25 protein-coding genes and 1 tRNA gene are annotated in these 22,159 nt (G+C 59.4%); 24 read left to right on the top strand and 2 right to left on the bottom strand.

The genetic code is table 11. The features are described from left to right. The first annotated feature begins 25 nt into the window (after window positions 1–25). The 5 genes from E4680_RS11955 (at window position 26) to hisA (ending at window position 3,560) form a co-directional block, all read left to right on the top strand. Window positions 26–101, top strand: a tRNA-Glu gene (locus tag E4680_RS11955). A gap of 23 nt (window positions 102–124) precedes the next feature. Continuing rightward, entirely contained in the window at window positions 125–1,723 is a 1,599-nt protein-coding gene (locus E4680_RS11950; protein WP_135282652.1) for a DUF4055 domain-containing protein, read from the top strand. A gap of 153 nt (window positions 1,724–1,876) precedes the next feature. Then, a complete protein-coding gene (locus tag E4680_RS11945; protein WP_135282651.1) occupies window positions 1,877–2,125 on the top strand; it encodes a hypothetical protein in 249 nt (82 codons plus the stop codon). A 53-nt stretch (window positions 2,126–2,178) separates the two neighbouring features. Beyond that, a complete protein-coding gene (hisH, locus tag E4680_RS11940; RefSeq protein WP_135282650.1) occupies window positions 2,179–2,820 on the top strand; it encodes an imidazole glycerol phosphate synthase subunit HisH in 642 nt (213 codons plus the stop codon). Between the two features lie 2 nt (window positions 2,821–2,822). Continuing rightward, the gene (hisA, locus tag E4680_RS11935) at window positions 2,823–3,560 is read left to right on the top strand and encodes a 1-(5-phosphoribosyl)-5-[(5-phosphoribosylamino)methylideneamino]imidazole-4-carboxamide isomerase (protein ID WP_135282649.1); all 738 of its coding nucleotides are present in this window, start codon (window positions 2,823–2,825) and stop codon (window positions 3,558–3,560) included. On the opposite strand, the gene E4680_RS11930 is transcribed toward hisA, so the two are convergent. Together E4680_RS11930 and hisF are read right to left on the bottom strand one after the other, a co-directional pair. After that, window positions 3,557–3,910 carry a phosphoribosyl-ATP diphosphatase gene (locus E4680_RS11930; RefSeq protein ID WP_135282648.1) on the bottom strand — a complete coding sequence of 118 codons (354 nt, stop codon included), beginning with the start codon at window positions 3,908–3,910 and terminating at the stop codon, window positions 3,557–3,559. The genes hisA and E4680_RS11930 overlap by 4 nt on opposite strands. Continuing rightward, entirely contained in the window at window positions 3,907–4,680 is a 774-nt protein-coding gene (hisF, locus tag E4680_RS11925; protein ID WP_135282647.1) for an imidazole glycerol phosphate synthase subunit HisF, read from the bottom strand. The genes E4680_RS11930 and hisF overlap by 4 nt, the downstream gene beginning before the upstream one ends. Window positions 4,681–4,906: 226 nt before the next feature. Here hisF and E4680_RS11920 point away from each other — a divergent pair, with 226 nt between their 5' ends. The 19 genes from E4680_RS11920 to E4680_RS11830 all read left to right on the top strand — a co-directional run bounded on the left by E4680_RS11920 (window position 4,907) and on the right by E4680_RS11830 (window position 22,114). Continuing rightward, entirely contained in the window at window positions 4,907–5,698 is a 792-nt protein-coding gene (locus E4680_RS11920; RefSeq protein ID WP_135282646.1) for a hypothetical protein, read from the top strand. Window positions 5,699–5,928: 230 nt separating this feature from the next. Further along, a complete protein-coding gene (locus tag E4680_RS11915) occupies window positions 5,929–6,864 on the top strand; it encodes a major capsid protein (protein ID WP_135282645.1) in 936 nt (311 codons plus the stop codon). A gap of 74 nt (window positions 6,865–6,938) precedes the next feature. Further along, complete coding sequence (locus tag E4680_RS11910; protein WP_135282644.1) at window positions 6,939–7,370, top strand: hypothetical protein; 432 nt, start codon at window positions 6,939–6,941, stop codon at window positions 7,368–7,370. A 98-nt stretch (window positions 7,371–7,468) separates the two neighbouring features. Beyond that, window positions 7,469–7,846, top strand: coding sequence for a hypothetical protein (locus E4680_RS11905; protein WP_135282643.1), 378 nt, complete (start codon window positions 7,469–7,471; stop codon window positions 7,844–7,846). 5 nt (window positions 7,847–7,851) lie between these two features. Beyond that, window positions 7,852–8,085 (top strand): hypothetical protein, encoded by a 234-nt coding sequence (locus E4680_RS11900; RefSeq protein ID WP_135282642.1) that lies wholly within the window; start codon window positions 7,852–7,854, stop codon window positions 8,083–8,085. A gap of 139 nt (window positions 8,086–8,224) precedes the next feature. Continuing rightward, a complete protein-coding gene (locus E4680_RS11895) occupies window positions 8,225–8,809 on the top strand; it encodes a helix-turn-helix domain-containing protein (RefSeq protein ID WP_135282641.1) in 585 nt (194 codons plus the stop codon). A gap of 689 nt (window positions 8,810–9,498) precedes the next feature. Further along, on the top strand, window positions 9,499–10,014 hold the full coding sequence (locus E4680_RS11890) for a hypothetical protein (protein WP_205688921.1): 516 nt from the start codon (window positions 9,499–9,501) through the stop codon (window positions 10,012–10,014). Next, complete coding sequence (locus E4680_RS11885) at window positions 9,998–10,360, top strand: hypothetical protein (RefSeq protein WP_135282639.1); 363 nt, start codon at window positions 9,998–10,000, stop codon at window positions 10,358–10,360. Before E4680_RS11890 ends, E4680_RS11885 begins: the two co-directional genes overlap by 17 nt. A gap of 114 nt (window positions 10,361–10,474) precedes the next feature. Beyond that, window positions 10,475–10,693 (top strand): hypothetical protein, encoded by a 219-nt coding sequence (locus E4680_RS11880; protein ID WP_135282638.1) that lies wholly within the window; start codon window positions 10,475–10,477, stop codon window positions 10,691–10,693. A 46-nt stretch (window positions 10,694–10,739) separates the two neighbouring features. Then, window positions 10,740–11,492: a PhoH family protein gene (locus tag E4680_RS11875; RefSeq protein ID WP_135282637.1), complete on the top strand. Its 753-nt coding sequence runs from the start codon at window positions 10,740–10,742 to the stop codon at window positions 11,490–11,492. Then, window positions 11,476–11,991, top strand: a complete 516-nt coding sequence (locus E4680_RS11870) for a DnaT-like ssDNA-binding protein (RefSeq protein WP_135282636.1) — start codon at window positions 11,476–11,478, stop codon at window positions 11,989–11,991. The genes E4680_RS11875 and E4680_RS11870 overlap by 17 nt, the downstream gene beginning before the upstream one ends. Continuing rightward, complete coding sequence (locus E4680_RS11865) at window positions 11,991–12,371, top strand: hypothetical protein (RefSeq protein ID WP_135282635.1); 381 nt, start codon at window positions 11,991–11,993, stop codon at window positions 12,369–12,371. The genes E4680_RS11870 and E4680_RS11865 overlap by 1 nt, the downstream gene beginning before the upstream one ends. Continuing rightward, window positions 12,368–12,853 carry a hypothetical protein gene (locus E4680_RS11860; protein ID WP_135282634.1) on the top strand — a complete coding sequence of 162 codons (486 nt, stop codon included), beginning with the start codon at window positions 12,368–12,370 and terminating at the stop codon, window positions 12,851–12,853. The genes E4680_RS11865 and E4680_RS11860 overlap by 4 nt, the downstream gene beginning before the upstream one ends. Beyond that, window positions 12,853–13,281, top strand: coding sequence for a phage tail terminator-like protein (locus E4680_RS11855; protein WP_135282633.1), 429 nt, complete (start codon window positions 12,853–12,855; stop codon window positions 13,279–13,281). Before E4680_RS11860 ends, E4680_RS11855 begins: the two co-directional genes overlap by 1 nt. A gap of 188 nt (window positions 13,282–13,469) precedes the next feature. Then, window positions 13,470–15,278: a phage tail tube protein gene (locus E4680_RS11850; protein ID WP_135282632.1), complete on the top strand. Its 1,809-nt coding sequence runs from the start codon at window positions 13,470–13,472 to the stop codon at window positions 15,276–15,278. Further along, window positions 15,241–15,819: an endonuclease VII domain-containing protein gene (locus E4680_RS14660; protein ID WP_422666680.1), complete on the top strand. Its 579-nt coding sequence runs from the start codon at window positions 15,241–15,243 to the stop codon at window positions 15,817–15,819. Before E4680_RS11850 ends, E4680_RS14660 begins: the two co-directional genes overlap by 38 nt. Window positions 15,820–16,109: 290 nt before the next feature. After that, a complete protein-coding gene (locus tag E4680_RS11840; RefSeq protein ID WP_135282631.1) occupies window positions 16,110–16,511 on the top strand; it encodes a hypothetical protein in 402 nt (133 codons plus the stop codon). An 8-nt stretch (window positions 16,512–16,519) separates the two neighbouring features. Further along, a complete protein-coding gene (locus tag E4680_RS11835) occupies window positions 16,520–16,891 on the top strand; it encodes a phage tail assembly chaperone (RefSeq protein WP_135282630.1) in 372 nt (123 codons plus the stop codon). Window positions 16,892–16,897: 6 nt separating this feature from the next. Further along, on the top strand, window positions 16,898–22,114 hold the full coding sequence (locus E4680_RS11830; RefSeq protein ID WP_135282629.1) for a tape measure protein: 5,217 nt from the start codon (window positions 16,898–16,900) through the stop codon (window positions 22,112–22,114). The last annotated feature ends 45 nt before the right edge of the window (window positions 22,115–22,159 follow it).

Here is a 22,159-nt window from a genome sequence, read left to right as displayed (position 1 = left end):
GTTCAAATCCTGCCGCGCAGGCCATGTTCCCGTCTTCTAACTGGTTAGGATACCAGACTTTCAATCTGGCGATACGGGTTCAAATCCCGTCGGGAATACCATCTCCACAACGAGCACGAAAGGAATGCCAGCCAGCCGAAAATATCGCCGGACCGACGACATGTTGGCTTCGCCGCTCTACGCGCATCCGCAATATATGGCCTGGAAAGCCACATGGCAGGAACAACGCGACGCCGTGCTCGGGGAAGACGCCATCAAGGAGCGCGCCCAGACCTATCTTCCCAAGATGTCGGCAGCCGATGCCGAAGATTACAAGGAGTTCCTGTCCCGCGCCGTCTTCGTAAACATGAGCGCGCGGACCAAGAACGGCCTCGTCGGCGCAATTTTCCGCAGAGCCCCCGACATTGTCGGCATTCCAGACAAGTTCAAGGACGATCTTGAACACAAGTTCACCGACGACGGAAACGATCCCGCCTTCGCTGCGAAGCTGATCGTCGATGAGATCATGGAGACAGGCCGCGTTGGCGCCCTGGTCGACCGGGGCAACAAGCCAACCGATGTTCCCTATGTCTCGATCTACCGGACCGAGAATATCGTCGATTGGGATTATGAGAAGATCGAGGGGCGCTGGACCCTGACACGGGTCGTCCTGCGGGAAGGCCGGCAGGAACGGAGCGGGGAGTATTCCTTCTTCCAGCACGCCATCCTGACCTCGTACCGCGTCCTGGTTCTCGAAGCCCAGAACGATGGGACCCACACCCATGTCTACCGCCAGCACCTGTATTTCAAGCAAGGCGCAGATGCCTCCCTGGAAGGCGCCCCGGACGAGGTTCGAACCCCCATCAACCGGGGGCGGACCTTCGACCGCATTCCGTTCGAGTTTTTCGGGCCTTTCTCGGGCACAGCCGAGATCGAGAAACCTCCGATCCGCGATATTGTCACGCTGAACCTGGCGCATTACCGCGACTATGCCCAACTGCAGCATGGGCGCTATCACACCGCACTTCCGATCTATTACGCTCCGACCGCAGGCCAGAACAAGGAATATGTCATCGGCCCGAATGTCGTGTGGCAGATCGGACCGGAAGATGAGAAACCCGGTATCCTGGAGTTCCACGGAACCGGTCTTAAATCCCTCGAACAGTCGCTTGTCGAGAAGGAGAACCAGATTGCCGCGCTTGGCGGTCGCCTGATTTCCCAGGCTCAGGCCCAGGCTTCCCTCTCAGACAACGAACTGCGCATGAAGGAGGCCAACGAGGCCTCTCTCCTCCTGAATGTGGTCCGCGTCGTGGATCGCTCGGTGACCCGCCTCCTGCGCCTGTGGGTCCAGTGGCACGAAGGCGCCGCCAGGCCCCGGACCGATATCAGGATCGCGCTGAGCAAGGACTTCCTCCTCAACCACTCCGGCGCACGCGAGTTCCGGGCGATTCACTCCATGTACATGGACGGAATTCTGCCGATCGAGGTTGTCTATGACTATCTCGTGAAATCGGACGTGGTCCCGGAAGAGATGACCCTCGAAGAGTTCAAATCGCTCCTCGACAATCCGAACAGCTTCATCAATCAGCCGGACTTTGAAGCCCGCAAGGAAGGCTTCGCGGATGCGAATGCTCGCCAGAAGGCGAAAGAGGACGAAGCCGCACGCGCCAGCGCGGAAAAACTCGCCAAGGAACAGGCGACCCAATCTCCACCCGGCGACCAGCCACCTCCCCAGGATGAGTAATCAGTTCGACAGACTGCTGGACACACTGGCGGACGAAGCGCCGATCTATGGTCTGTTGGACGATGATGACCTGGAAGCACACAAGCGCCGGCTCCCAGGAAGACGAAAAGCGCGCAAGCAATCCGGATCGAGACCAACGAGGAAACGCCGATCATGACCAAACTTCCAGCCCTTTCAGTCACTGCACGCACGCAGGCTGTGATCGCAGCCATTGCGACTTTCCTTACACTCCTGGCGAACGCATTTGGCGTCCCTGTCGAGGAAACGACGGGAATCCAAGGCGATGTCGTCAACTTCACCGCCCTGGCGACCGCGCTCTACGCGGCAGGCGCCGCCCTGTACGACCGAATTCGCAATGCGGCTGAGAAAGCCACGACCCAGGACGACAGTTCGGATTCGTAAAACACCGGTCTGCGCCATTGCGCCGCCGGACAGCAGCGCGTAAGTCCGCCGCGATGCAGAAAGTCGCGCTTATCGATTATGACTCCGGGAATGTGCACTCGGCCAAACGTGCGCTGGTGGAAGCCGCGCGCCTGGTAGGAAAGCGCGCCGATATCCAGCTGACCGCCGATCCGGAATTCATCGCCAAAGCCGACCGGATTGTCCTGCCCGGCGTCGGCCATTTCGCCCAGTGCAAGGGCGAGCTGGAAGCGCGCACCGGCGTGATCGAAGCCATGGAAGAAGCCGTGCATGAGCGCGGTAGGCCTTTCCTCGGCATCTGTGTCGGCATGCAGCTGCTCGCCGATTTCAGCCTGGAGGATGGCGAGACCTCGGGTCTTGGCTGGGTCCATGGCATGGTCCAGCCGATTGAGCCGGGCGCCGGTTTGCCCGTGCCGCATATGGGCTGGAACAGCCTCGATATTCGCATGGACCACCCGGTGCTACGCGATCTCAGCGAAGAGCCGCACGCCTATTTCGTGCATTCCTATGCGCTCTCGCCGGAAGACGAGAGCCAGATCGCCGCGCTGACCGAGTATGGTCGACCCATCGTGGCCGCCGTGGCGCGCGAGAACGTCTTCGGCACCCAGTTCCATCCGGAAAAGAGCCAGGCGGTCGGCCTGAAACTGCTCTCCAATTTCCTCGCCTGGAAACCCTGAAAATGCCCTTCACCCTCTATCCCGCCATCGACCTGAAGGATGGCCAGTGCGTCCGGCTGATCCGGGGCGAGATGGACCAGGCGACGACCTTCAACGCCGATCCGGCTAACCAGGCCCGCCAGTTCGTCGCCATGGGCTTCGACCACCTGCATGTGGTCGACCTCAACGGCGCCTTCGCGGGGGAGAGCGCCAATGGCGATGCGGTGCGCGCGATCCTGGCGGCGACAAATGTGCCGGTGCAACTTGGCGGAGGCATCCGCACCCGTGCCCAGATCGAGGCCTGGCTGGAGGCGGGGCTCTCGCGCGTCATCCTCGGCACGGCGGCCCTGCGTGATCCGGACCTGGTCCGCAGCGCGGCGCGCGACCTGCCCGGGCGGATTGTCGTCGGCATCGACGCCAAGAATGGCCGGGTTGCCGTGGAGGGCTGGGCGGAGACCTCCGACATGCTGGCGGTGGACCTGGCAAAGGCCTTCGAGGGCTGTGGCGTCGCCGCGATCATCGCCACCGATATTGGCCGCGACGGGCTGAAAACCGGGGTAAATGTCGATTTTACCGCCGAACTCGCCTCAGCCGTCTCCATTCCGGTGATCGCCAGCGGCGGCGTGGCGAGCGTGAGCGACATCACCGCCCTGCGTGCGGCAGAGGTCGAGCGTCCCGTGGCCGGCTGCATCCTTGGGCGGGCGCTTTATGATGGCGATATCGACCCCGAACAAGCCCTTGAGCAGGCAAAAAGTTCCTAACGCAGGGCCTTTTCCTCAAGCCCTGACATGGCCTGGCGGGCAGCCAGCGCTGCGCCCACCTCGTCCAGGCTTATCCCGCGTGCGCGCAGGGCCACCATCAGGTGATAGAGTACATCGCCGGCCTCGCTGGCGACGGCCTCATCGCTCTCGCTGACCAGGGCGAGGGCCAGTTCGACCGCTTCCTCGCCGAATTTCTTGGCGCACTTGCCGGTGCCTTTCGCCAGCAGTTTTGCCGTGTAGGAAGCCTCCGGGCCCCCGCCCCCGCCGGCGCGCGCATCCACTGTCTGGGCGAGATGGTCGAGTGCGGCGAAAAACTCCGCTGGCGAGCCGAGCCTTTTTTCCTCGCTCATGCTGCATCTCCTTCAAACGGGCGTACCGGTGCGCCGGCCTCGGCCAGCGCGGTACGGGCCTCGGCAAGGCTCACTTCACCGAAATGGAAGATCGAGGCGGCGAGCACGGCATTCGCCCCGCCCTCGATGACAGCCGGCCCGAAATCTGCCGCCGATCCGGCCCCGCCCGAGGCGATGACGGGAATGTTTACGGCCTCGGTGACGGCCTTGAGCATCGGGATGTCGAAGCCGGATTTGGTGCCGTCCTTGTCCATGCTGGTGAGCAGGATTTCCCCCGCGCCCAGTTCCTCAGCACGAATGGCATGCTCCACAGCGTCCACGCCGGAAGACGTGCGCCCACCATGAGTATAGACCACATAACGCTCCCCTTCGAGCCGGGCATCTATGGCTACCACCACGCATTGGCGTCCGACGCGCGCGGCGCATTCGGCGATCACGTCGGGGTTGGCCACGGCGACGGAATTGATCGCCACCTTGTCGGCCCCCGCGCGCAACAGCTGGACCATGTCCGCAGCCGAGCGCACGCCCCCGCCCACGGTGAGCGGCATGAAGCACTGCTCGGCTGTGCGGGTGACGACTTCCAGCATGGTGCCGCGCTCTTCATGGCTCGCGGTGATGTCGAGGAAGCAAAGCTCGTCTGCGCCGGCCTCGGAATAGGCGCGCGCCAGCTCCACCGGATCGCCGGCATCGCGCAGGTCGACAAAGTTCACACCCTTCACGGTGCGCCCGTCCTTGACGTCCAGGCAGGGGATGATGCGCGTCTTCAGCATTCTGGACGTATAGGCTCACAGCAAGGATTGTAAATAGGCTATGGAGAGGAGTCACGGAAGGACTTCGGTATCCTGGAGAATTTCTGCCAATAATGGTTAATTGGCTTGACTTTTAGGCTCTTTTATTGTATAAATCCCCGTAAATCAGAGCACGCAGTTCGGCGAACCGCACCTGACACCTGATTCACCCTCCCGACAAACATCAAGGCGAAATCTCGGAGAGACTATGCCCGTAATCACACTCCCGAACCGGGAAGACTGGCCGCAGGAACTGCGCGACCAACTGACCGAAGGAGAATCCGGCGGATTCTCGCTCAATGTCGTCCCAAAGACTCGTCTCGACGAGTTCCGTCAGACGAATATCGACACGTCGCGTGAACGCGACGACCTGAAGAGCAAGCTGGATGCCTATATCAAGGCACTCGGCGACGAATTCGATCCCGAGACCTTCGAGACCGAGTTCGAGCAGCTCAAGCAGATCGCCCAGCGCGTGGCGGACGGCGAACTCACTGAGTCGACCGACATCGAGAAACGCGTCGAAGACCGCGTCAAGAAGATGCGGGAAGACCTCGAAGGCCAGAACCGGGCCATGGCGCAACGCGCGAAAGATGCGGACGCACGGGCGGCGGAAGCCGAGAAGCGCTTTCAGAATTCGGTCCTTGAGCGCGCTGTCTATGACGCCGTCCTGGACCCAGAGACGGGCGCCAATCCCGAGGCTCTCTCCTACATCGTAGCGGACGCGACTCGCGTTTTCCGCTTCGACGAAGACGGCGAGATGATCCCGAAGAAGGGCGAAGCCACGATTTACGGCTCAGACGGCGCGACGCCGATGTCGATGAAGGAGTGGGTCACGGAGCACGTCTCCAACAACCGACTCCTCGCCAAACCCTCAGCCGGCGGCGGAAATTCGCCCGATCCGACCAAGAAGCATCTGGGTCTCTCGGAAGATGAATATCGCAAGATGACTCCGATGCAGAAGCTGGCGGCGGCGAACAAGAACACGACCGCGCGACGCTAGGCGCTCGAACACACAAGGACAGGCGATCTCCGGGGGAGGTCGGGTCTCTAACACAGACCTGATCTCCCTTTTTGTTTGTCCTGACCAGGCATCGGCGCATCGCGCCGGTCCGACTGACTTCTGGAGCCACCCGTGACCGGACGGTGCGGGTGCTTCTCACGACGCCGGGGGCGTCTCCAACAAACCCGTCCCTGAAACCGTGAAAGCACAAACTCCAAAGAGGACTTCAAATGCTGACTCTGGTCGAAGCCGCCAAGCTCGTCGACGGTGATGTCAAGCGCCAGGCCGTGATCGAGATGTTCGCATCTTCGAGCGACCTACTGCGTGTGATGCCGTTCGAGGATATTCCGGGCGACTCCTTCTCCTACTCCACCGAAGGCGAACTGCCGGGCGTGGCGTTCCGTGGCTATAACCAAGGCTACGACGAAAGCACCGGCATCATCAACAACGCGACCGAGATGCTCCGCATTGTCGGTGGCGACATGGATGTCGACAAGGCCATGATCAAGACGCGCGGCGAGACCGTGCGCAGCACTCACGAGGCGCTGAAGGTCAAGTCGATTGCTCTGTCCATCACGGGCAAGATCATCAACGGCGATTCCGAAGCGAACCCGCTGGAGTTCGACGGCCTGCGCAAACGCATTGTCGGCGATCAGCTGATCGGCACGACCGCTTCGAACGGCTCGCAGACCTCGGGCGGCGACCCGCTGTCCATCGAGCTTCTCGATGACGCCATCGATGCCGTCGACAATCCGACCCACCTGGTCATGTCGAAGAAAATGCGGAACAAGCTCAACGTGGCTGCCCGCAAGAATATCGGCGGCGACATTGTGTGGGACAAGGACGAGTTCGGTACTCGGATCGCCTATTACAACGATCTGCCGATCCTCGTCACGGACCGCGACAATGAGAACAACCCGGTCATCGGCTTCAATGAAGCCTGTCCTGGCGGTGGCACCGGCGGCACGTCGATCTACATCGTCTCGTTCGGTCCGAACATGATCACCGGCCTGCAGAACGGCATCCTCGAAGTCGAAGACCTCGGCGAGATCGATGCGAAGCCGGTGTACCGTACCCGTCTCGAATGGCTGGTCTCCTTTGCCGCCCAACATGGCCGCTGCGCGGCCCGTGTGTGGGGCATCAAGAATGCGGACGTCGTCAGCTAAGGCTGAAGGCTGGGGCGGGAATTGATCCCGCCCTCCGCCACCCCAACTGACTGCTCAAAGAGGATACTCTCAAAATGCACTCCACCGTCCGTTACATGTATGATGAGGCCACCGCCTTCCGTACCATTGACGACTCCGTTACGGCTCTGACTGCTGACACGGACTCCGATGCCGTGACTCTCGACCGTCTGAACAACATTCGCGGCGCGGACCAGGGCCAGCTCGGTGCCCAGACCTACGCTGTCGTGGTTGTCGTGACCGAAGCGACCATTGTCTCGGAAAGCCCGGATACGCCGGAGGAATACTCCTTCAATATCCAGTCCGACGACGACGTGGTCTTCGACACGTTTGAAGCGAACGCCGTCGGCACCTATGTCCGCCTTCTGGACGCCCAGGACATGAACCGGCTTGACCCGGACGCTGTCTCGATCCACCTCGCCCTTGATGTCACCGGCACTGCGCCGAGCTTCAAGTATGTCGCGTGGCTCGCACCGGTGAACAAGTAATCACCGCAGGGGCGGCACCCCACCGCCCACCACTCTGAGATAGGGGAGGGACGTTCTCTCCCCTTTCTTTTCCTGAAACTGCTTTGAGACTCGACATCATGGCCCAGAACTTCATCACCATCTACAACAAGGACGGCAAGGCGGAGGAGCACCTTCGAGCGAACGCCGTCGACCTGACCCGTCATTGCGGATATACGTGGGCGCCAGGCAAGAAGACACGCCCGAACGATCCGGCGCCGATTCCGAAAGAGGACGACGACGCGCCGTATCTCGGTCACGAGTCCCAGCCCAAGAAGGAGAAGGCCCCTCTTCAGGTGCTGAAGGAGCGCGCGACCGAACTGGGCATCAGCTTCACCAACCGCGCGACGGAGAACTCGCTCAAGGCGAAGATCGAGGAGGCTGAGGCCGCCCTTCCTGCCGCCGCATCCGAGGATGCCGGCGGAGAAGGTGAAGAAGACGAGACCGAAGAGGAATAATCCTTATGGCCCACCTGCAAAAAGTCTATGCTCCTGACGGCGAAATGTTTGAAGTCCGCGAGAGCCTGGTTCCGGAGCTTGTTCTCCAAAAAGGTTGGACCCGCTCGAAACCTGTCCCCGTCAGCACGCCAAGGCCGGCGAAAAAGCCTTCCAAGGTGTCCAAACCACCTCTTTCCGGTTTTCGGGCCAAGGTCCCGGACGAACCTGTTTTGAAGCCCGAAAAGGATTCCGAGGAATAACCTCCCGAGAAACTGGTTGTAGGAAACCCCGTCCATAGTGGCGGGGTTTTTGCTTTCAGTTTGACAAGTTTTTTCTTGCCACGGCCACCTGTTGACGATTTAATGTGTCCATAAATGAATCTCTTTTCCGGAGGGCGACATGCAAACGGGAGCGATGCTCACGTTATACAGGAATAGCGGAGGCCTTACGCAAGAACAGGCCGCTACAGATCTTGGTTGCACTCAGGCGAATCTCTCCAAATGGGAGAAGCAGGGAATACCTGCCAGACAAAGATCGCGCGTGTTGTCGAAAATCATGCCCGTTCTCGAAGATGAAAATGAGCGTTCCGTTATCAGTTCTGTCAATGCGACCGTAAAACATATCAGTTATCTCGGGACGGACTTCAGGATACGAGCCATATCGGCGTCTTCTGCGCGCTACCACGGAGTTCCGGCAAGGGATTTGCTCGGGAAGAGCATGATCAAACTGAACCAGATCCCGGAACTCGAACCTTTCGTGGAGGAACTCTGGGATAGGAAAATCTTTGGTGGAGGCATCCTCCAGGCGTTTGCCGACGGGCTTCCGGTTGATCCAGATCGATCAGGCGTTCCTAGCGGGAAGATGGTGTGCCGAGTGATCCCCGTGGGGATTGCGGTCGAGGGAAGCAGGGGAATTTTGTGTTCTTTTACACCATCTTTCCTGAAGCCTCACCGGGTCACGATGGAATTTCAGGAGCCGCTTTGATGCGTAGGGGTTCTACAGGAAAACAGTATCAACCACTTCCTGGGGGTGAGGGTACACTATATTGCGCACTTGCCCGGAGAGTGCAGAGAGATTGTGAGTACACACAAGGGGAGATGGCGCGGAGATACGATGTCAGTGAGCGGACCATACAGAGGTGGCTCGCTGCGGATGCTTCGCCAAGGGCGCAACACATTCAAAGAATTCTGCAGGACGTTTCCGATCAGGGTTTTCCGATAATCACCTCAAGGGCCGCATTGTCCAGGCGGGTGAGAAATAATCCGAACCACGAGTTCGCGCTGAATCACAGAGGGGAGATCGTCGCTGTATCGGAAGGACTGAGACAGCTTGCTTCACTGTTCCCAAGATCTCCTTTTTCCGCCACTCACCCTGCCGGAACCTATTTGGATGCGTGCATATTGGACATTTTCCGGTATCTGGATTCGACTTCTGTCTGCGAGATAGACATCCTCGGACGCACAGAAACTGCCGAGTGCACCTTATATCGACCGGATGCGGGCGAAGTCTGGGCAGTGTTCGAAATCGTCTCCATTTCGGAGCGTACTTAAACCCCAGCCGACTCTCTCCAATCATTGACAAATGCAGTGTTTTATGCTACGGTTCACAGCATTGCAGCCCTGAAAACTCAAATGCCGAAACGCCTCAGGCGCGACCCTCATCTCGACTCGCTCATGACCGAGATGAACCAGATTGCCGACTCCTATGGCTCCACAGGACAGGCATCCGCGCATCTTTTCCAATTCTTCGAGAACCACCCCATGCCGGCCTGGATCAAACGGTCCAGCGGGTACATGCTCAGGGTGAACCGGGCGTATCAGGAGCGATACGGAATCCAACAAGGCGATTACCGCCACGACTATATGCAGTGGGCCGTCGAAGATGCAGACGGATTCAGGGATACGGACTTTTCGGTGATCCAGGAAGGCGAGCCTGTTTTCGCCATTGAGCACATAACCCATCCAGTGACTTCGGAGCGGAAGACCGTCTTCGTGGTCAAATGGCCGCTGGAGATCGAGGGAGTGACTGCACAAGGCCTTGAAATCCAGATAGGCGCAACCGGGGGTTTCGTCGTCGCCGAGACGCCGTATATCGAAGACCTGGTTCCGGGGGAGATCGGCGCAGAAATCTTCATCAAGCCCGACATGCGTTGGGATTTGAGAGCGCCGAAACATGACCGACGAAACTGATCTCAACCAGAAACCCATCACGCGGGAAGAATTTGCCGTCTTCGTCCGCGTTGTGCAGAATGCGGTCAATGGCGTCGACTCCGCCCTGCAGGAAGCCTTCGAACACGTCCGTCAGGTGCAGGCAGCCTCTGCCGCCCGGGACCAGGCTCTGGAGGAAGGTAAACAGGCTATAAAAGCCTTGCGGGAACTTGAAAAGTCCGTACACAGTATTCGTAATGAATTGGTCAACATCACCTCAACTCTGAATGAACCAAATCGAAACAATGTCGGGTTGTTTGCAGCATTTACTGCGGCTGTCAGCGCGGTTGTTGCAGGTGTTTTGTCCTTTATCTTCAAGGGGATGTAATACACGCCTACAAATGGAATAATAAAGTCCTTCCCTTTCTGGATGTCGCGCTCGTAACCTCGCGTCAGGGTAGGGTCGGGGCGTTTCCGACTAGGGTAGAACAGGTAGAGTTTCGTGGATCACATCATCAGCAGAATTGAGGCGGATGCCGCCTATACCGCCATTGTCAAACACAGGGACAAAATGGCGAAGGCGTCTCTTTCTCTCGACGACGTCAAGGATATAGACGAGTTCATCACCGGGCTTGTAGACCTGCTCAGGCAGGCCAGAGCCCTTCGGCAAATGAGGAAGATGGAAGCATGTCGTCCACGGCTTCTCTGTGTATCGGCCTAGAGGCCAAGGAAGAGATTATCTCGAAAGGAGGCGGCGGAGGTAACTGATGCCGTCCAATGCCTTCCTGGAGACGCCAGAAGATGCTCCGCTATCGAAGCCCGAAGGCCGGAAGCGCAGAAAAGCCGCCAAGGAAGCACGTCAGTTTGCTCGAACGCCCAAGCCCGTGTCCCCCAGAAACGCGGCGCAGAGAAAATATCTTGAAGCGATGGACTCGTTCTCGCAGGTCTTCGGGATCGGCCCCGCTGGCGTTGGCAAGACTTATCTCGCCGCTCGCCGCGCAGCACGGAAGCTGAACGAAGGCGAGATCGCAAAGGTCTATATCGCTCGTGCCAATATCGCGCCGCAGCGTCACGAGATTGGGTTTCTTCCAGGGTCTCAGGACGCCAAGATGCGTCCTTGGATGGTGCCGCTTCTTGAGGCCATGCGCGAGGAAATCGGGGCGTCCGCACTCGACCGGCTGGTTGGAGAAAAAGCCATCGAGGTTGTCCCGTTTGCTTTCATGAGGGGACGGACATTCAAGGATGCTGTCGTCATCGTGGACGAGGCGCAGAACCTGAACCTGTCCGACTTCAAGCTCCTGCTGACCCGTATCGGAGAGAATTGCCAGTATCTCATCAATGGCGATCCAGGACAGGCGGATATCCCCGACAGCGCCCTCACACGCGTGATCAAGATGGCGGATCGGCACGGCGTCGAGATAGCTGTCGTGGAATTCAGCTCTGAGGATGTAGAGCGATCAGTTTACGCCAGGCAATGGGTCCGGGCCTTCGAGAGAACAGAGAATGGCATTCGTTTTTAAAGTTGAAGACGGGACAGGCTACACCGATTCCAATTCGCTCGCCTCGATCGAGGATGCGGATGATTATCTCGAACTCGATATTCACGAGCAGACTTGGCCTGGACTTGAAGACGAAGTGAAGGAGAAACTCCTGGCTTTCGCCACGAGGGACCTCTTTCAGCGCCTGACGCTCGATGGCTGCAAGACCATCTCGGACAGCGCACTGCCATTACCACGGACCGGCATGAAACATGCCAACGGCGTGCCTGTCGAGGTCGATGAAATCCCGACTTCCTTCGTTCATGCGGTCATCGAGTATGCCCGCATTCTCGCAAAAGGACCGGCGCGAGATCCGAACGCCACGCAGGGACTTCGCCGCATCGAGGTCGACGTGATCGAGCTTGAGTTCGAGCCCGGCGCGCAGATCAATTCCCTTCCCGACGTGGTCTCCAGACTGATCCGGGATTATGCCATCGTCACGTCGGACAAGCCGACCTTTGCCAAGATCAAGCGATCCTGATGCGCGAACTCGTCTCAAACCTGGTCGGACTCGGCTTCACGATTATTGACGATCTGGCAGAGTCCGGAAAGCTCGTCCGGGACGTTGATCCCGAATATGACGAGGAAGCAGGGACGGTCACTCCGACCGATCCTGTCGAGTACCCCATTTCCCAGATCATCGAGACCCGGTTCAAGGCCACTGAGTTGAACGGGTCCGTTGATCTGAAAACAGACGCCAAGTTCATCATCTATGCGCCAGATCTGGCAGTCACTCCGGAAGACGATGACATAATTGTCTATCTGAACGCGGATGGGTCGGATGGCACAGTCTGGAATGTTCAGAATATCCTCGGGGTCCCGGGCCGTTCGGTCTGGATCGTGCATGTGCGGAAGAAATGAAGCTTCACATAGACGCCGGCGATATCCTTGAAGACGACGACGATCTCCTGTTCGAGGAGATCAAGGATGAGGTCCGTGTCAGAGTCCAGAGAAACGCCGAGCTTCTCAGCGAATTCATGCTGGACAAGACACCTGTCTGGACCGGTGAGCAAATGGTCAATTTCAACTGGTCGTGGGGAACGCCCGACATGTCCTATGTCGAGACCCCCTTCGAACAGGTTGAAGGGACGAACCAGATGCTCGTCGGGACAGAGCCGAATTATGGCAAGGCCAGGCGGTGGGCGGAAGAGAATTTTGACCGGATCAGTTTTGCCAACCCGTTCGATATTCTCTGGGTGACGAATACCGCTCCGCATTTCTGGGAGAAGACCGAGCTTGGCCTCCCACCTGCCCCCGGGATGCGCGCCAGAGCCCCCGCAGGCGTCTTCCGTGTATCGATTCTTGAGGTGGAAGCGCAGATGCGCTCGGAGAGGCTGATCTGATGTCACTGCAGCAGGCACTTGGAGAGGCGCAGAGGCGCTTCCGGGCATGGGCACTTACGAACCATCCGACCATCCCGGTAGATTTCCCGAACGCTCCGTTCCACGAACCTGACTACGGGCCTTATCTTGTGTTCAGGCCGGTGACGGGCCGCATTACGAGAGGATCGATTGGCCGGAATGCGTATTCCATCCAGGTCGGGATCATCCAGGTCAATGCTGTCTATCCGCTGAACGAAGGCGCCGGGCCGGCAACCAATCTGTGCGAGGACGCCTTGTCCATTTTCGACGAGATCGAGTACCGGGTCGGACCCACGGAGACCATGGTTTTTCGGCTCTCATCCATTGACGGCGAGAGCGACGCCAATGGCAAATACACGGTGGTAGGATCAGTGCCCTGGGAGCGTAAAAGGCTGATCCGAAGCTCCTGATAACTTAGGCTGACAAATCTGCCATCAGTGCCCGGTTAGCTTGACTTTTCGGGTGTTTTACTGTATGGTTCACCCATCATCGAGTCAGTTTACCTGCCTCGAAAAAGCTTTTTCCTGCACGATGAAAGGACGGACACCGGGGGTGTCGGTCGTAGCGCCGCCCAGACAACACCCCATGGAGTCCCGCCTTGGCAAATACGTTCGCCGATAGCAACCGTTATATCGCCCGCTTCCTGAAGGAGGGCACGTCCACCTGGGGCGAAACACCTTCCTCGGGCACACCCCGCGAGGTCCGTCTGACCTCCTCATCCCTGACGGCATCGAAAGAGACCGTGGTCTCGGACGAAATCCGAGCCGACCGCATGGTCTCGAATGTGATCGAGGTCCAGGCGGGCTCTGCCGGCGACATTTCCACCGAATTCTCCTCGGGCTCGCATGACGAGTTCCTCGAAGCCTTTGTCCTCGGCGCCTGGACTCGACCGATGTCCTTCGACCGCTGGGAAGGTGAACAGGTTTCCATTACCGCGACTGACGGTATTGCCATCAATGGCGGCGATTTCTCCGACTATTTCACCGTGGGTCGCCGGATCAAGACCGAAGGTTTCGCGACCCCGGGCAATAATGGTTATTTCGAAGTCGAGTCCGTCGCCTTTTCCTCTGGCGTGACTACGGTCACGACCGTTGAAACAAGCCTGACCATCGAGGCCGCGTCCCGCTACACGAAGGTCATGGACGCCAATGACGTGATCGTCCTGAACAACACGACCGTGGCCGCTGTTGCGGACGGGTTCACAGGTACAGGCGTCTTTGCTTCGGCAATCGCTGCGGGCCAGCTGGCCATCGGTCAGCGTATCTTTGTCGAGGGCCTCGGTTTCGAGGAAGGCACCTACGTGTTCGGCAGCGCCCCTGCTGCCGGGGATTCCGTGACTGTTTCGGACGGGATGAATTCCAGAACATACCAGTATGCCGGCACCGTTCCTGAAGGCGTGGTTGATCTCGGCGCCGCTGCCGATGTCCAGGAAGCTGCCAACGACCTCGCCGCCGCCATTCAGGCAGACTATGCGCTCGGCCTCATCAATGTGAAGGCGGTGTCGGACGATACCGACACTGTCACGATCAACAACCTGAACTCCGAAGGCGGCGCGCTGACGGAGGACGAGGCCGGCACCGCGATCACCACGACGGATTTCGCGAACGGCGCTGCGGGTGCTCGCGGCTTCTTCACCGTGTCGGCGCTCACCGATGACAAGATCACGGTTTCGGAAACCGTCGACGCTGTATCTGCCGGCGATGCCGTGACCATCAAGGGGTCGATGCTCCGCAACCCGGGCGAAATCGACGACATCACGCCGCAGAGCTTCACCATCGAAGAGCACTACACTGACATCGGGCAGGTCTTCGTTCGCGACGGCATGCGCGTGGGCTCCTTCAACGAGGAAGTCGCCTCCGGCGCCATCGTCACCGGCTCCTTCTCCTTCATGGGCCGCGCAACCTCTCGCCGGACCTCCACGCTTCTCGGCACGTCTCCCTATACGCCGCTGGAAGCCCCGACCACGGAAGTGATCAATGCCACGACCAATGTCGGCGATCTCTACAAGGACGGAGCGCTTCTCGCGACCGCCGTGCAATCGATCTCCGTCACGGGCGAGGCAAACCTGCGCGCCCAGAACGCGGTCGGATCGAAGTTCGCTCGCGGCATCGGGACCGGTCGGTTCAACCTGACCGGAACGGTCACGGCCTATTTCGAAGACGGCGCCATGTATGACCATTTCGTCGCCCACGACACGGTCTCGCTCGCCTATGACTTCCAGGACATTGATGGCAACGTCTACTGGACGACCATCCCGGCTGTGAAGTTCACCAGCGACGACATCACGCCGGGCGGCATCGATCAGGACGTTCTCGAACCCATCGAGTTCACCGCCCAGCGCGACCCCGCCACGAACTGCCAGTTCCAGCGTGATCGATTCTCGTCGATCAAAGCACCGACTGCCTAATGTGCCCGAGGGCCTGTTTCAATGCGTGACCTGTGAACAGTGGAAGCCCAAAGAGGACTTTAACGTTCACAATGGTAGCAAAACAGGACGGCGAAGTAAATGCAAGGTCTGCCGCAATACTTACAAAAGAGAATGGGCAGCGAAGCGGGCCGAGGACAGAATACCTAAAACCAAGGCCTGCAAAGAGTGCGGAGAGACCAAACCAGCACAGGAGTTTCACCGAAGCCGAACGTCGAAAGATGGTCTTGTCTCTAAGTGTCACGGATGCTCGTCAGCCTACTACAGAAAGAACTATTCTGGATGGAGTAATGATGAAGTCGTCGAGGCTTTCAAGGCACAGGATGGAAAGTGCGCCATCTGTGAGACTGAAATGGAACTGGACGGCCCCAAGAGCAAGAAGCCCAGAGCCGACCATTGTCACGAGACTGGACGAAAGAGAGCGCTTCTTTGTAATCACTGCAACCTTGCTCTTGGACACATGAAAGACGACCCAACAAGGCTTAGAAAAGCCGCAGAATTTCTGGAAGGGTTTCAAGCCTGACCAAGTAGTATCCCCCGGACCTGCCTCTGAATCCTTCGGGCAACTCAAGCAACCGGGACAAAGACCTCACCGGACTCCCTGCACGGCGGACTGCGTTCAGCGCTATGTGGCCACGATACAGTCCGGTGGCGTCAACGTCCCTCGCACGCTTCTCCATGAAGCACTCCTGCGGGGCTATCTCCTCCCCCGACCCCGAAATCATCCCGAAATAGCCGCGCGGCTAGGTGGCGGGACGGGGTCGGGCCGTCCTGCCACCATTCCCAACCAGATAGACAAAGAGGTTACCCGACATGTCTCTTTACGATACCTACGCTACCAACAAGGCCGCCGAAACCGAAGGCACCTGGGTCGAGTTCGGCCCGAACCTGCGACTGAAACTCCGACGGTTCTCGTGCCCGCAAGCCAAGGCCGTCCGCACCCGTCTGGAGAAGCCTTATACCGGTCTTCTGCGCAGCGGCGGCTCCATTCCGGACGAGGACCTGGAGAACATCACCGAGCGCGTGATTGCCGAGGCGATCATTGTCGACTGGGAAGGCGCGACCGGCCCGGACGGCGAGCCACTGGAGTGCACCACGGAAACCAAACTGAAAGTTCTCAAGGACCTTCCGGACTTCCGCAACCAGGTCGCCGCCGTCGCGCTTGACCGCGACACCTTCAAGGCCGCTCTCGACGAGGGTTCGGTAAAAAACTAACCGACTTCTTGCGGTGGAGCCTAAAGCCCACCGCAAGAAAGAGCAGTTGGCTCCAGAAGCTGGCTGAAGAAGAAGGCCGGTCGTTCAAGACCCTCGATGACCGCCCCGAACTCCACAAGGATCTTCGCTGGATCTGGGAAGCATTTGTCTACCTCGACCGGCGGCGTCCGCCTGGGTTTTCGGCGCCCTGCGCCATTCCTCCCTCTGAAATAAAGGCCTACTGCGACCTGCTCTCCGTCTGGGGATCGGAAGAGCGTGAAGACCTGCTCAGATTTATTGCCGTGCTTGATGACGAGTTCCTCGCGGATGCTTCCGAGAAGCGCAAGCGAGAGGAGGCGAAGAACAAGAACAAAGGAAAGAAGACCCCTCCCAAGAGGTAACCGGCTGTGGCCGATAAGACGATGAAGTACGCGATTGACGCGCGCCAGGCAGAAGCTGGCGCGCGTCAATTCGTTCGTGCTGTTCAGACTATCCGTGCTCAGTCCAAGGCCAATATCCGGGGGACTGCGGACGACTTCAAGGAGCTTACCAGAGCCGTCGGAGGCGCGGACTTCACGAAGATCGCACGCCAGCTTCGGAGCCTGGCGGGCGTCAGGTTCTCGAACCGGGGGATGACCGCCTTTGTACGCGACCTCGCAGAACTGAGCCGGTTTAAAGGGCCTAGCGCCTCGGCCATCACACGCGTTCGGAACATGGCAAAGGCCGTGACTGAATTGGGCAAGGTCAATGGCGGGAAAGGCGGGGACAATCTGCGCCGGGTCGCCGATGCGGCCATGTCGCTCGACAAGCTGGGGGGCGCTGCCCAGCATCTCCGAACCCTGAAAACCGCTGTCACAGGCATTGCGAGCCTCAAACCACAAGGACTGGAGAAGCTCGGGCTTTTCTTTCAGATGCTGCGCGCCTTCCGCGTGTCTCCAGACATTGTGAAGCTGTCTGCGCTCGGTATCGCCCTCAAGACCATCCGACCCCCGACTGACAAGCAGATCGGTCGGATGGCCCGTTTCTTCGACATCCTGAAACGCGTCGTTGTCCCCCGAGGGCTCGGCTCAGGTCTCATGTCACTCGGCACGTCGTTCAAGACGTTCAGGCCCCCGACCACATCCCAAATCGAGCGCTTCAAGGAGTTCATGGCCGCGATCAACGGCGTGAAATTGCGCAAGGATTTCGGGGTGATGGCTGCGGGGCTTGACCGTATTACGGCAGCCTCTTCCCGCGCGGCGCGTGGCTTTGGTCTGCTGCGCCGTGGCATGACCAATCTGCCAATTGGGCGCACCACAAGGCAGGTGCACGGCCTGACGCATTCTCTGCGCGGCCTGGAGAATGCCTTCTCCTTCTCCTACCACGCTGGCTCGCTGTTCCGCACAATGCTCGGATCGCTGGCGCTTGGTTCGATTGCGCGCAGCATCTACGACACTTCCGTGATGTACCTTAAGGCGGATTCCGCCCTTAAGGTTGTTACCGGCTCCCAGGAAGCCGCCAATGCCGAAATGGATCAGGCCATCGCCATGATCCAGCGCACAGGCGGCGCGATTGACGCAGTTCTGCCGCGCTATTCCAAGTTCGTTGCCGCCGCAGGTCAGTCCGGCCTCACGGTCGGCGAAGCGCGCGACATCTTCGAAGCGACGTCGGGCGCTCTGACGGTTCTCGGTGCGAACGCCGAGGATAGTGAGCTGGCCTTCCTCGCCATCGAGCAGATCGTGTCCAAGGGCGTTCTGTCGTCGGAAGAACTTCGTCGCCAGCTGGCTGAACGCCTGCCCGGCGCGTTCCAGGCCATGGCCAAGGCCCTGTACCCGACCCTCGTCGCGACCGAGGGCATGGAAGCCGCCCAGGCCAAACTGAATGAAGAACTGAAGGCTGGCAGCATCCAGTCTGTCGAGGCCATGCAGCGCTTCGCCGAGGTGCTCAAGGAAACCTACGGTCCGGAGCTTGAGAACGCCCTGAAGCGCCCCGACGTGGCGCTCAACCGACTGCGCAACGAATGGACCTTCTTCAAGAAGACGGTTGCAGATTCCGGCTTCCTGTATGAACTCGGCATCGCCTTCGACAAGCTCGTGGTCGCGATGCAGACGGACGAGTTCAAGGCGTTTGCCGTGCAACTGGGACAGGGGCTTGGCCGCGCTGTCCGGATGGGGGCGGATGCTCTTGTCTGGATGATCGAGAACATGGAGAAAGTCCGCGAGGCTCTGAAGAGGGTCATTGTGGTTGTCATTGCCTACAAGGCCCTCCACCTCGGCGCCAACATCATCCAGTCAGCCGCGAACATCGGTGTCATGGCGAGCGGACTGGTCAATCTGGCCGGCAAATTCCGGGCGGCTGCGGCGGGCGCGAACTTCCTCAAGATTGCGCTGATCTCGACCGGGATCGGGGCCATTGTCGTCGCGCTGGGAACCCTAGCAGCGCTCCTCTATGTCAATCGCAACCGGATGATCGAGATCGGAGGGCACGCCGCGCGGCTTGGCACGATCATGAAAGTGGTCTGGGAAGACATCGTCGGCGCTGTTTCAGCCGCCATCGAATGGATTGACAGGTTCACCTTCACTCTTCTGGACATCGTCCCCTTCGCACGTCCGGTCTTCGAATTCCTGAAAGGTGCGCTCGAACGTGCAGGCTATGACTTCTCCTCGTTCGGCTCCCTGATCTGGTCGTCCGTCAAGACGCCGATCAATCTCGTTATGCGCGGCTTCGACCTCATGGCAACGACCGTGAAAGCCGCCATCCTGAGCATGAGCATCGAGTTCAAGGCGTTTATCGAGACGCTTCAGAATCCGTTGAACTTCGTCTCCATTCGCCAGCAGGCTACAGCGGCGCAGGGCAGGCTTGCAGGCCTGACTGCGGATCGCATGGAGAGCATTGCCGGGCGGGACTACGCCCAGAATTTCGTTGACAACACGGTCGGGAATTACGCGGTCAGTGTCGCCCAGCGGTCAGAACAACGCGAAAGAACACAGGCGACACTCGCCGCAGGTATCGCGCACATGACGGGCCGTCCTCAGACGACCCCTGACGCCGAGACGTCAAATCTCCGCCTTTTCACGGACGACTATGACGGGTCCGGACGAAAAGATGCCCAGAAGGAACTCACCAGCATCACGAAGCTGATCGAGCAAACCCTTCCGATGAAGACCGCTCGGGAAGAGCTTGCCGTGGCAGAGGAGCGCCTCCTGAAGGCCCGCGAAGATCACCTGATCAACGATGAACAACTGCGTCAGGCGCAGATCAATCTTCGCCGGGAGTATGAGGCCCAGATCGATCCGGTTGGTGCCCTTGTGGCGGAGACCGAACGCAACATTACGGCCCTTCGGGAGACCATGGACATGTCTCCCGGGATGCAGCGCTATTACGAGGTCATGGCTGAACTTCGCCGGGAGAACGCAGAGGCACAGGCCGAGGAGAACGCAGAACTTGCCGAGAAGCTTCGGCTCGAAGAGAGCCTGAAGCGTTTTGGAAATATCCGGGACAATCTTGATCCGTCAGCAGCCGCGCGCCGTGATTACGACCTCGACCGCCAGGCGGTTCTCGATGCCACACAGCCGGGCGCTTCACGCGACCGGATGCTCTCCAATCTCGACGCACAGTATCGCGACGCCCTCGATCCTCGCAATGCCGTAACCGGGTATCGCGAGCTGGCCCAGCAACTCGATCCACTGGCAGCAGCGACTGAGCAGTACGAAAAGGAACTGGACACCCTGAATCGTGCACAACAGGCTGGCATCCTCGTTGGGGACGAGTATCGCGCCGCTGTCGAGAAACTGAACCGGGAACACCAAGACGCACTCGATCCTGTCCGGAAGATGCGTGAGGAGTATGCCGAACAGGGCATGATCCTGAGGATGAGTGATCGGACCGCTCGCCGCTATGAGGCCGTGCGAGACCAGATCAACAAGCTCGAAGAAGCCGGCGTCACGATCACCCGTGACCTGGTCGAGGAAGTCACGCGTCTCGTCGCCGCGCAAGACCAGCTGGAGAATCCGCAGGGCTTCCGGAAGTGGGTCGACGAGGCGCGCGATCTCAACGAGGCCATGAGCGACCTGGCCGTCACGATCAGCGACGAACTGGCAGCCTCCTTCGGCAAACTCTTCGCGACAGGAGATTTCGAACTGACCGAATTCCTGACAGCGATCAGGGACGAATCGGCTCAGGCGGCTGGCGAGCTTTTCACCAAGCAACTGTACCAGGTCGTCGGCCTCGGAGACAAAGGCGGTCTTATGGGCGCTGCCAAGGACGGCGTCATGTCCTTGTTCGACGGCGTCCAAGGCAACACGATTTCGTCGATCATTTCCGGATACAACAAGGAAAAAGCCCCGAATGGACTGTCGAAAGGCGACACGGCGATTGTCGAGAAGCTGATCGAAATCCGGGACGCCTTGACCGGCGGCGGGTCGTCCGCCCCGGTCATGGGCGCAAACGGAGCAAAGGCCTTCAACAATGGAGGCATCTTCGGCGGCATTATCAGCACTGTCGGGTCCTTCTTCGATAACAAGCAGGGAAACTCCTCCGGTCAGCTTCTTTCCACCATCCTCGGTGGGGAAGGCGAGAACCAGATGTTCGCCGAGGCCAGTAGCCAGGGGCACGGTCTGTGCTGCTGCGATGACGAGTTCACGCGTGGCGACCAGGCGATTGTCGATCAACTGTTCCTTCTTCGGCGCGCTTTCGAGGAGAATGCCTTCTTCGGCGGATCGTCCGCAGGGGTTGCAGCCAATGCAGGCATGTTCGGAAGGAATAAAGTGTCGTCCGCCGGACAAGGCGGCATGCTGCTCGAAGGTCCGGACACCAGCACCATGTCCATGGGCGACGGCGCGGGATATGCGGCCTTCGGAGACGCAGCCTCGTCCCACGCTGATGGGGATTCCTCTACAGGCGACTGGCTGCAGACGGCGGGCACGACCATCGGCGCGATTGTCGGGGCCTACTACGGAAACTGGGAGATGGGCGCGCAAATCGGCAACAATGCCGGCACCTTTGCGGGCGGGATCGCGGACATGAAAGACCCGGAAACGGGCGCCATCAAATACTCCTCAAACCCGATTGTCGCGGCAATCCAGCAGCAGACACAGATCATTGTCGATATCGGAAAGGCGACCATCGAGGCCATCGGCGCGTCTGGCGGAGGCGGCGGTGGAATGGGCGGCATGGGAGACATGTTCGGCGGCATGGGGGGCATGGGCGGCGGATCGTCCTCGTCCACGTCAGGCGCCAAGGCCCAGAAGACAGGATCGTCAACTGGAGGCGGCGGTGGGGGTGGATTCTGGTCATCTGCAGGGTCCTTCTTCTCGGGCTTCTTCGAGGAAGGCGGCTACTCCACGGAAGCGGTCAAGCATGGCCTCGTTCCGGCCTCGGCCTTCCTGAATGCGCCGAGATACGCAATGGGCACGGCGAGTACGTCTTCCGGCGAACGCCCGGCTGTCCTGCACGACGACGAGGCGGTGATCCCACTCTCGCGTGGTCGCTATGTTCCAGTCCAGATGGAAGGCGGCGGCGGAAGCTCGCAAGTGGTGAATCAGAATGTCACCTTTAACGTCAACGCCGAGGACCCGAACGCTTTCCGAAGGTCCGAGCACCAACTTCGCGCAAGGGCCGTTCGGTCCCTCCGGTCGGCTGCCTGACCTGCCAAGACAGGTTTGCCAAGCTATAGCCTGTCAAGTAATGTC

The organism is Candidatus Macondimonas diazotrophica (assembly GCF_004684205.1).
GTDB classification, from domain to species: Bacteria; Pseudomonadota; Gammaproteobacteria; order UBA5335; family UBA5335; genus Macondimonas; species Macondimonas diazotrophica.
The sequence above is the reverse complement of the archived record's forward strand: the minus strand, read 5'-3'. Positions and strand labels throughout refer to the sequence as shown.

Excerpts from the sequence above, each read along its gene's own strand:
- E4680_RS11910 (WP_135282644.1), top strand. The coding sequence starts at position 6,939 with ATGCACTCCACCGTCCGTTACATGTATGATGAGGCCACCGCCTTCCGT.
- E4680_RS11865 (WP_135282635.1), top strand. The coding sequence starts at position 11,991 with ATGCGCGAACTCGTCTCAAACCTGGTCGGACTCGGCTTCACGATTATT.
- E4680_RS11950 (WP_135282652.1), top strand. The coding sequence starts at position 125 with ATGCCAGCCAGCCGAAAATATCGCCGGACCGACGACATGTTGGCTTCG.
- E4680_RS11900 (WP_135282642.1), top strand. The coding sequence starts at position 7,852 with ATGGCCCACCTGCAAAAAGTCTATGCTCCTGACGGCGAAATGTTTGAA.
- E4680_RS11915 (WP_135282645.1), top strand. The coding sequence starts at position 5,929 with ATGCTGACTCTGGTCGAAGCCGCCAAGCTCGTCGACGGTGATGTCAAG.
- E4680_RS11945 (WP_135282651.1), top strand. The coding sequence starts at position 1,877 with ATGACCAAACTTCCAGCCCTTTCAGTCACTGCACGCACGCAGGCTGTG.
- E4680_RS11855 (WP_135282633.1), top strand. The coding sequence starts at position 12,853 with ATGTCACTGCAGCAGGCACTTGGAGAGGCGCAGAGGCGCTTCCGGGCA.
- E4680_RS11885 (WP_135282639.1), top strand. The coding sequence starts at position 9,998 with ATGACCGACGAAACTGATCTCAACCAGAAACCCATCACGCGGGAAGAA.
- hisH (WP_135282650.1), top strand. The coding sequence starts at position 2,179 with ATGCAGAAAGTCGCGCTTATCGATTATGACTCCGGGAATGTGCACTCG.
- E4680_RS11840 (WP_135282631.1), top strand. The coding sequence starts at position 16,110 with ATGTCTCTTTACGATACCTACGCTACCAACAAGGCCGCCGAAACCGAA.
- hisA (WP_135282649.1), top strand. The coding sequence starts at position 2,823 with ATGCCCTTCACCCTCTATCCCGCCATCGACCTGAAGGATGGCCAGTGC.
- E4680_RS11890 (WP_205688921.1), top strand. The coding sequence starts at position 9,499 with ATGACCGAGATGAACCAGATTGCCGACTCCTATGGCTCCACAGGACAG.
- E4680_RS11875 (WP_135282637.1), top strand. The coding sequence starts at position 10,740 with ATGCCGTCCAATGCCTTCCTGGAGACGCCAGAAGATGCTCCGCTATCG.
- E4680_RS11860 (WP_135282634.1), top strand. The coding sequence starts at position 12,368 with ATGAAGCTTCACATAGACGCCGGCGATATCCTTGAAGACGACGACGAT.
- E4680_RS11905 (WP_135282643.1), top strand. The coding sequence starts at position 7,469 with ATGGCCCAGAACTTCATCACCATCTACAACAAGGACGGCAAGGCGGAG.
- E4680_RS11930 (WP_135282648.1), bottom strand. The coding sequence starts at position 3,910 with ATGAGCGAGGAAAAAAGGCTCGGCTCGCCAGCGGAGTTTTTCGCCGCA.
- E4680_RS11870 (WP_135282636.1), top strand. The coding sequence starts at position 11,476 with ATGGCATTCGTTTTTAAAGTTGAAGACGGGACAGGCTACACCGATTCC.
- hisF (WP_135282647.1), bottom strand. The coding sequence starts at position 4,680 with ATGCTGAAGACGCGCATCATCCCCTGCCTGGACGTCAAGGACGGGCGC.
- E4680_RS11895 (WP_135282641.1), top strand. The coding sequence starts at position 8,225 with ATGCAAACGGGAGCGATGCTCACGTTATACAGGAATAGCGGAGGCCTT.
- E4680_RS11920 (WP_135282646.1), top strand. The coding sequence starts at position 4,907 with ATGCCCGTAATCACACTCCCGAACCGGGAAGACTGGCCGCAGGAACTG.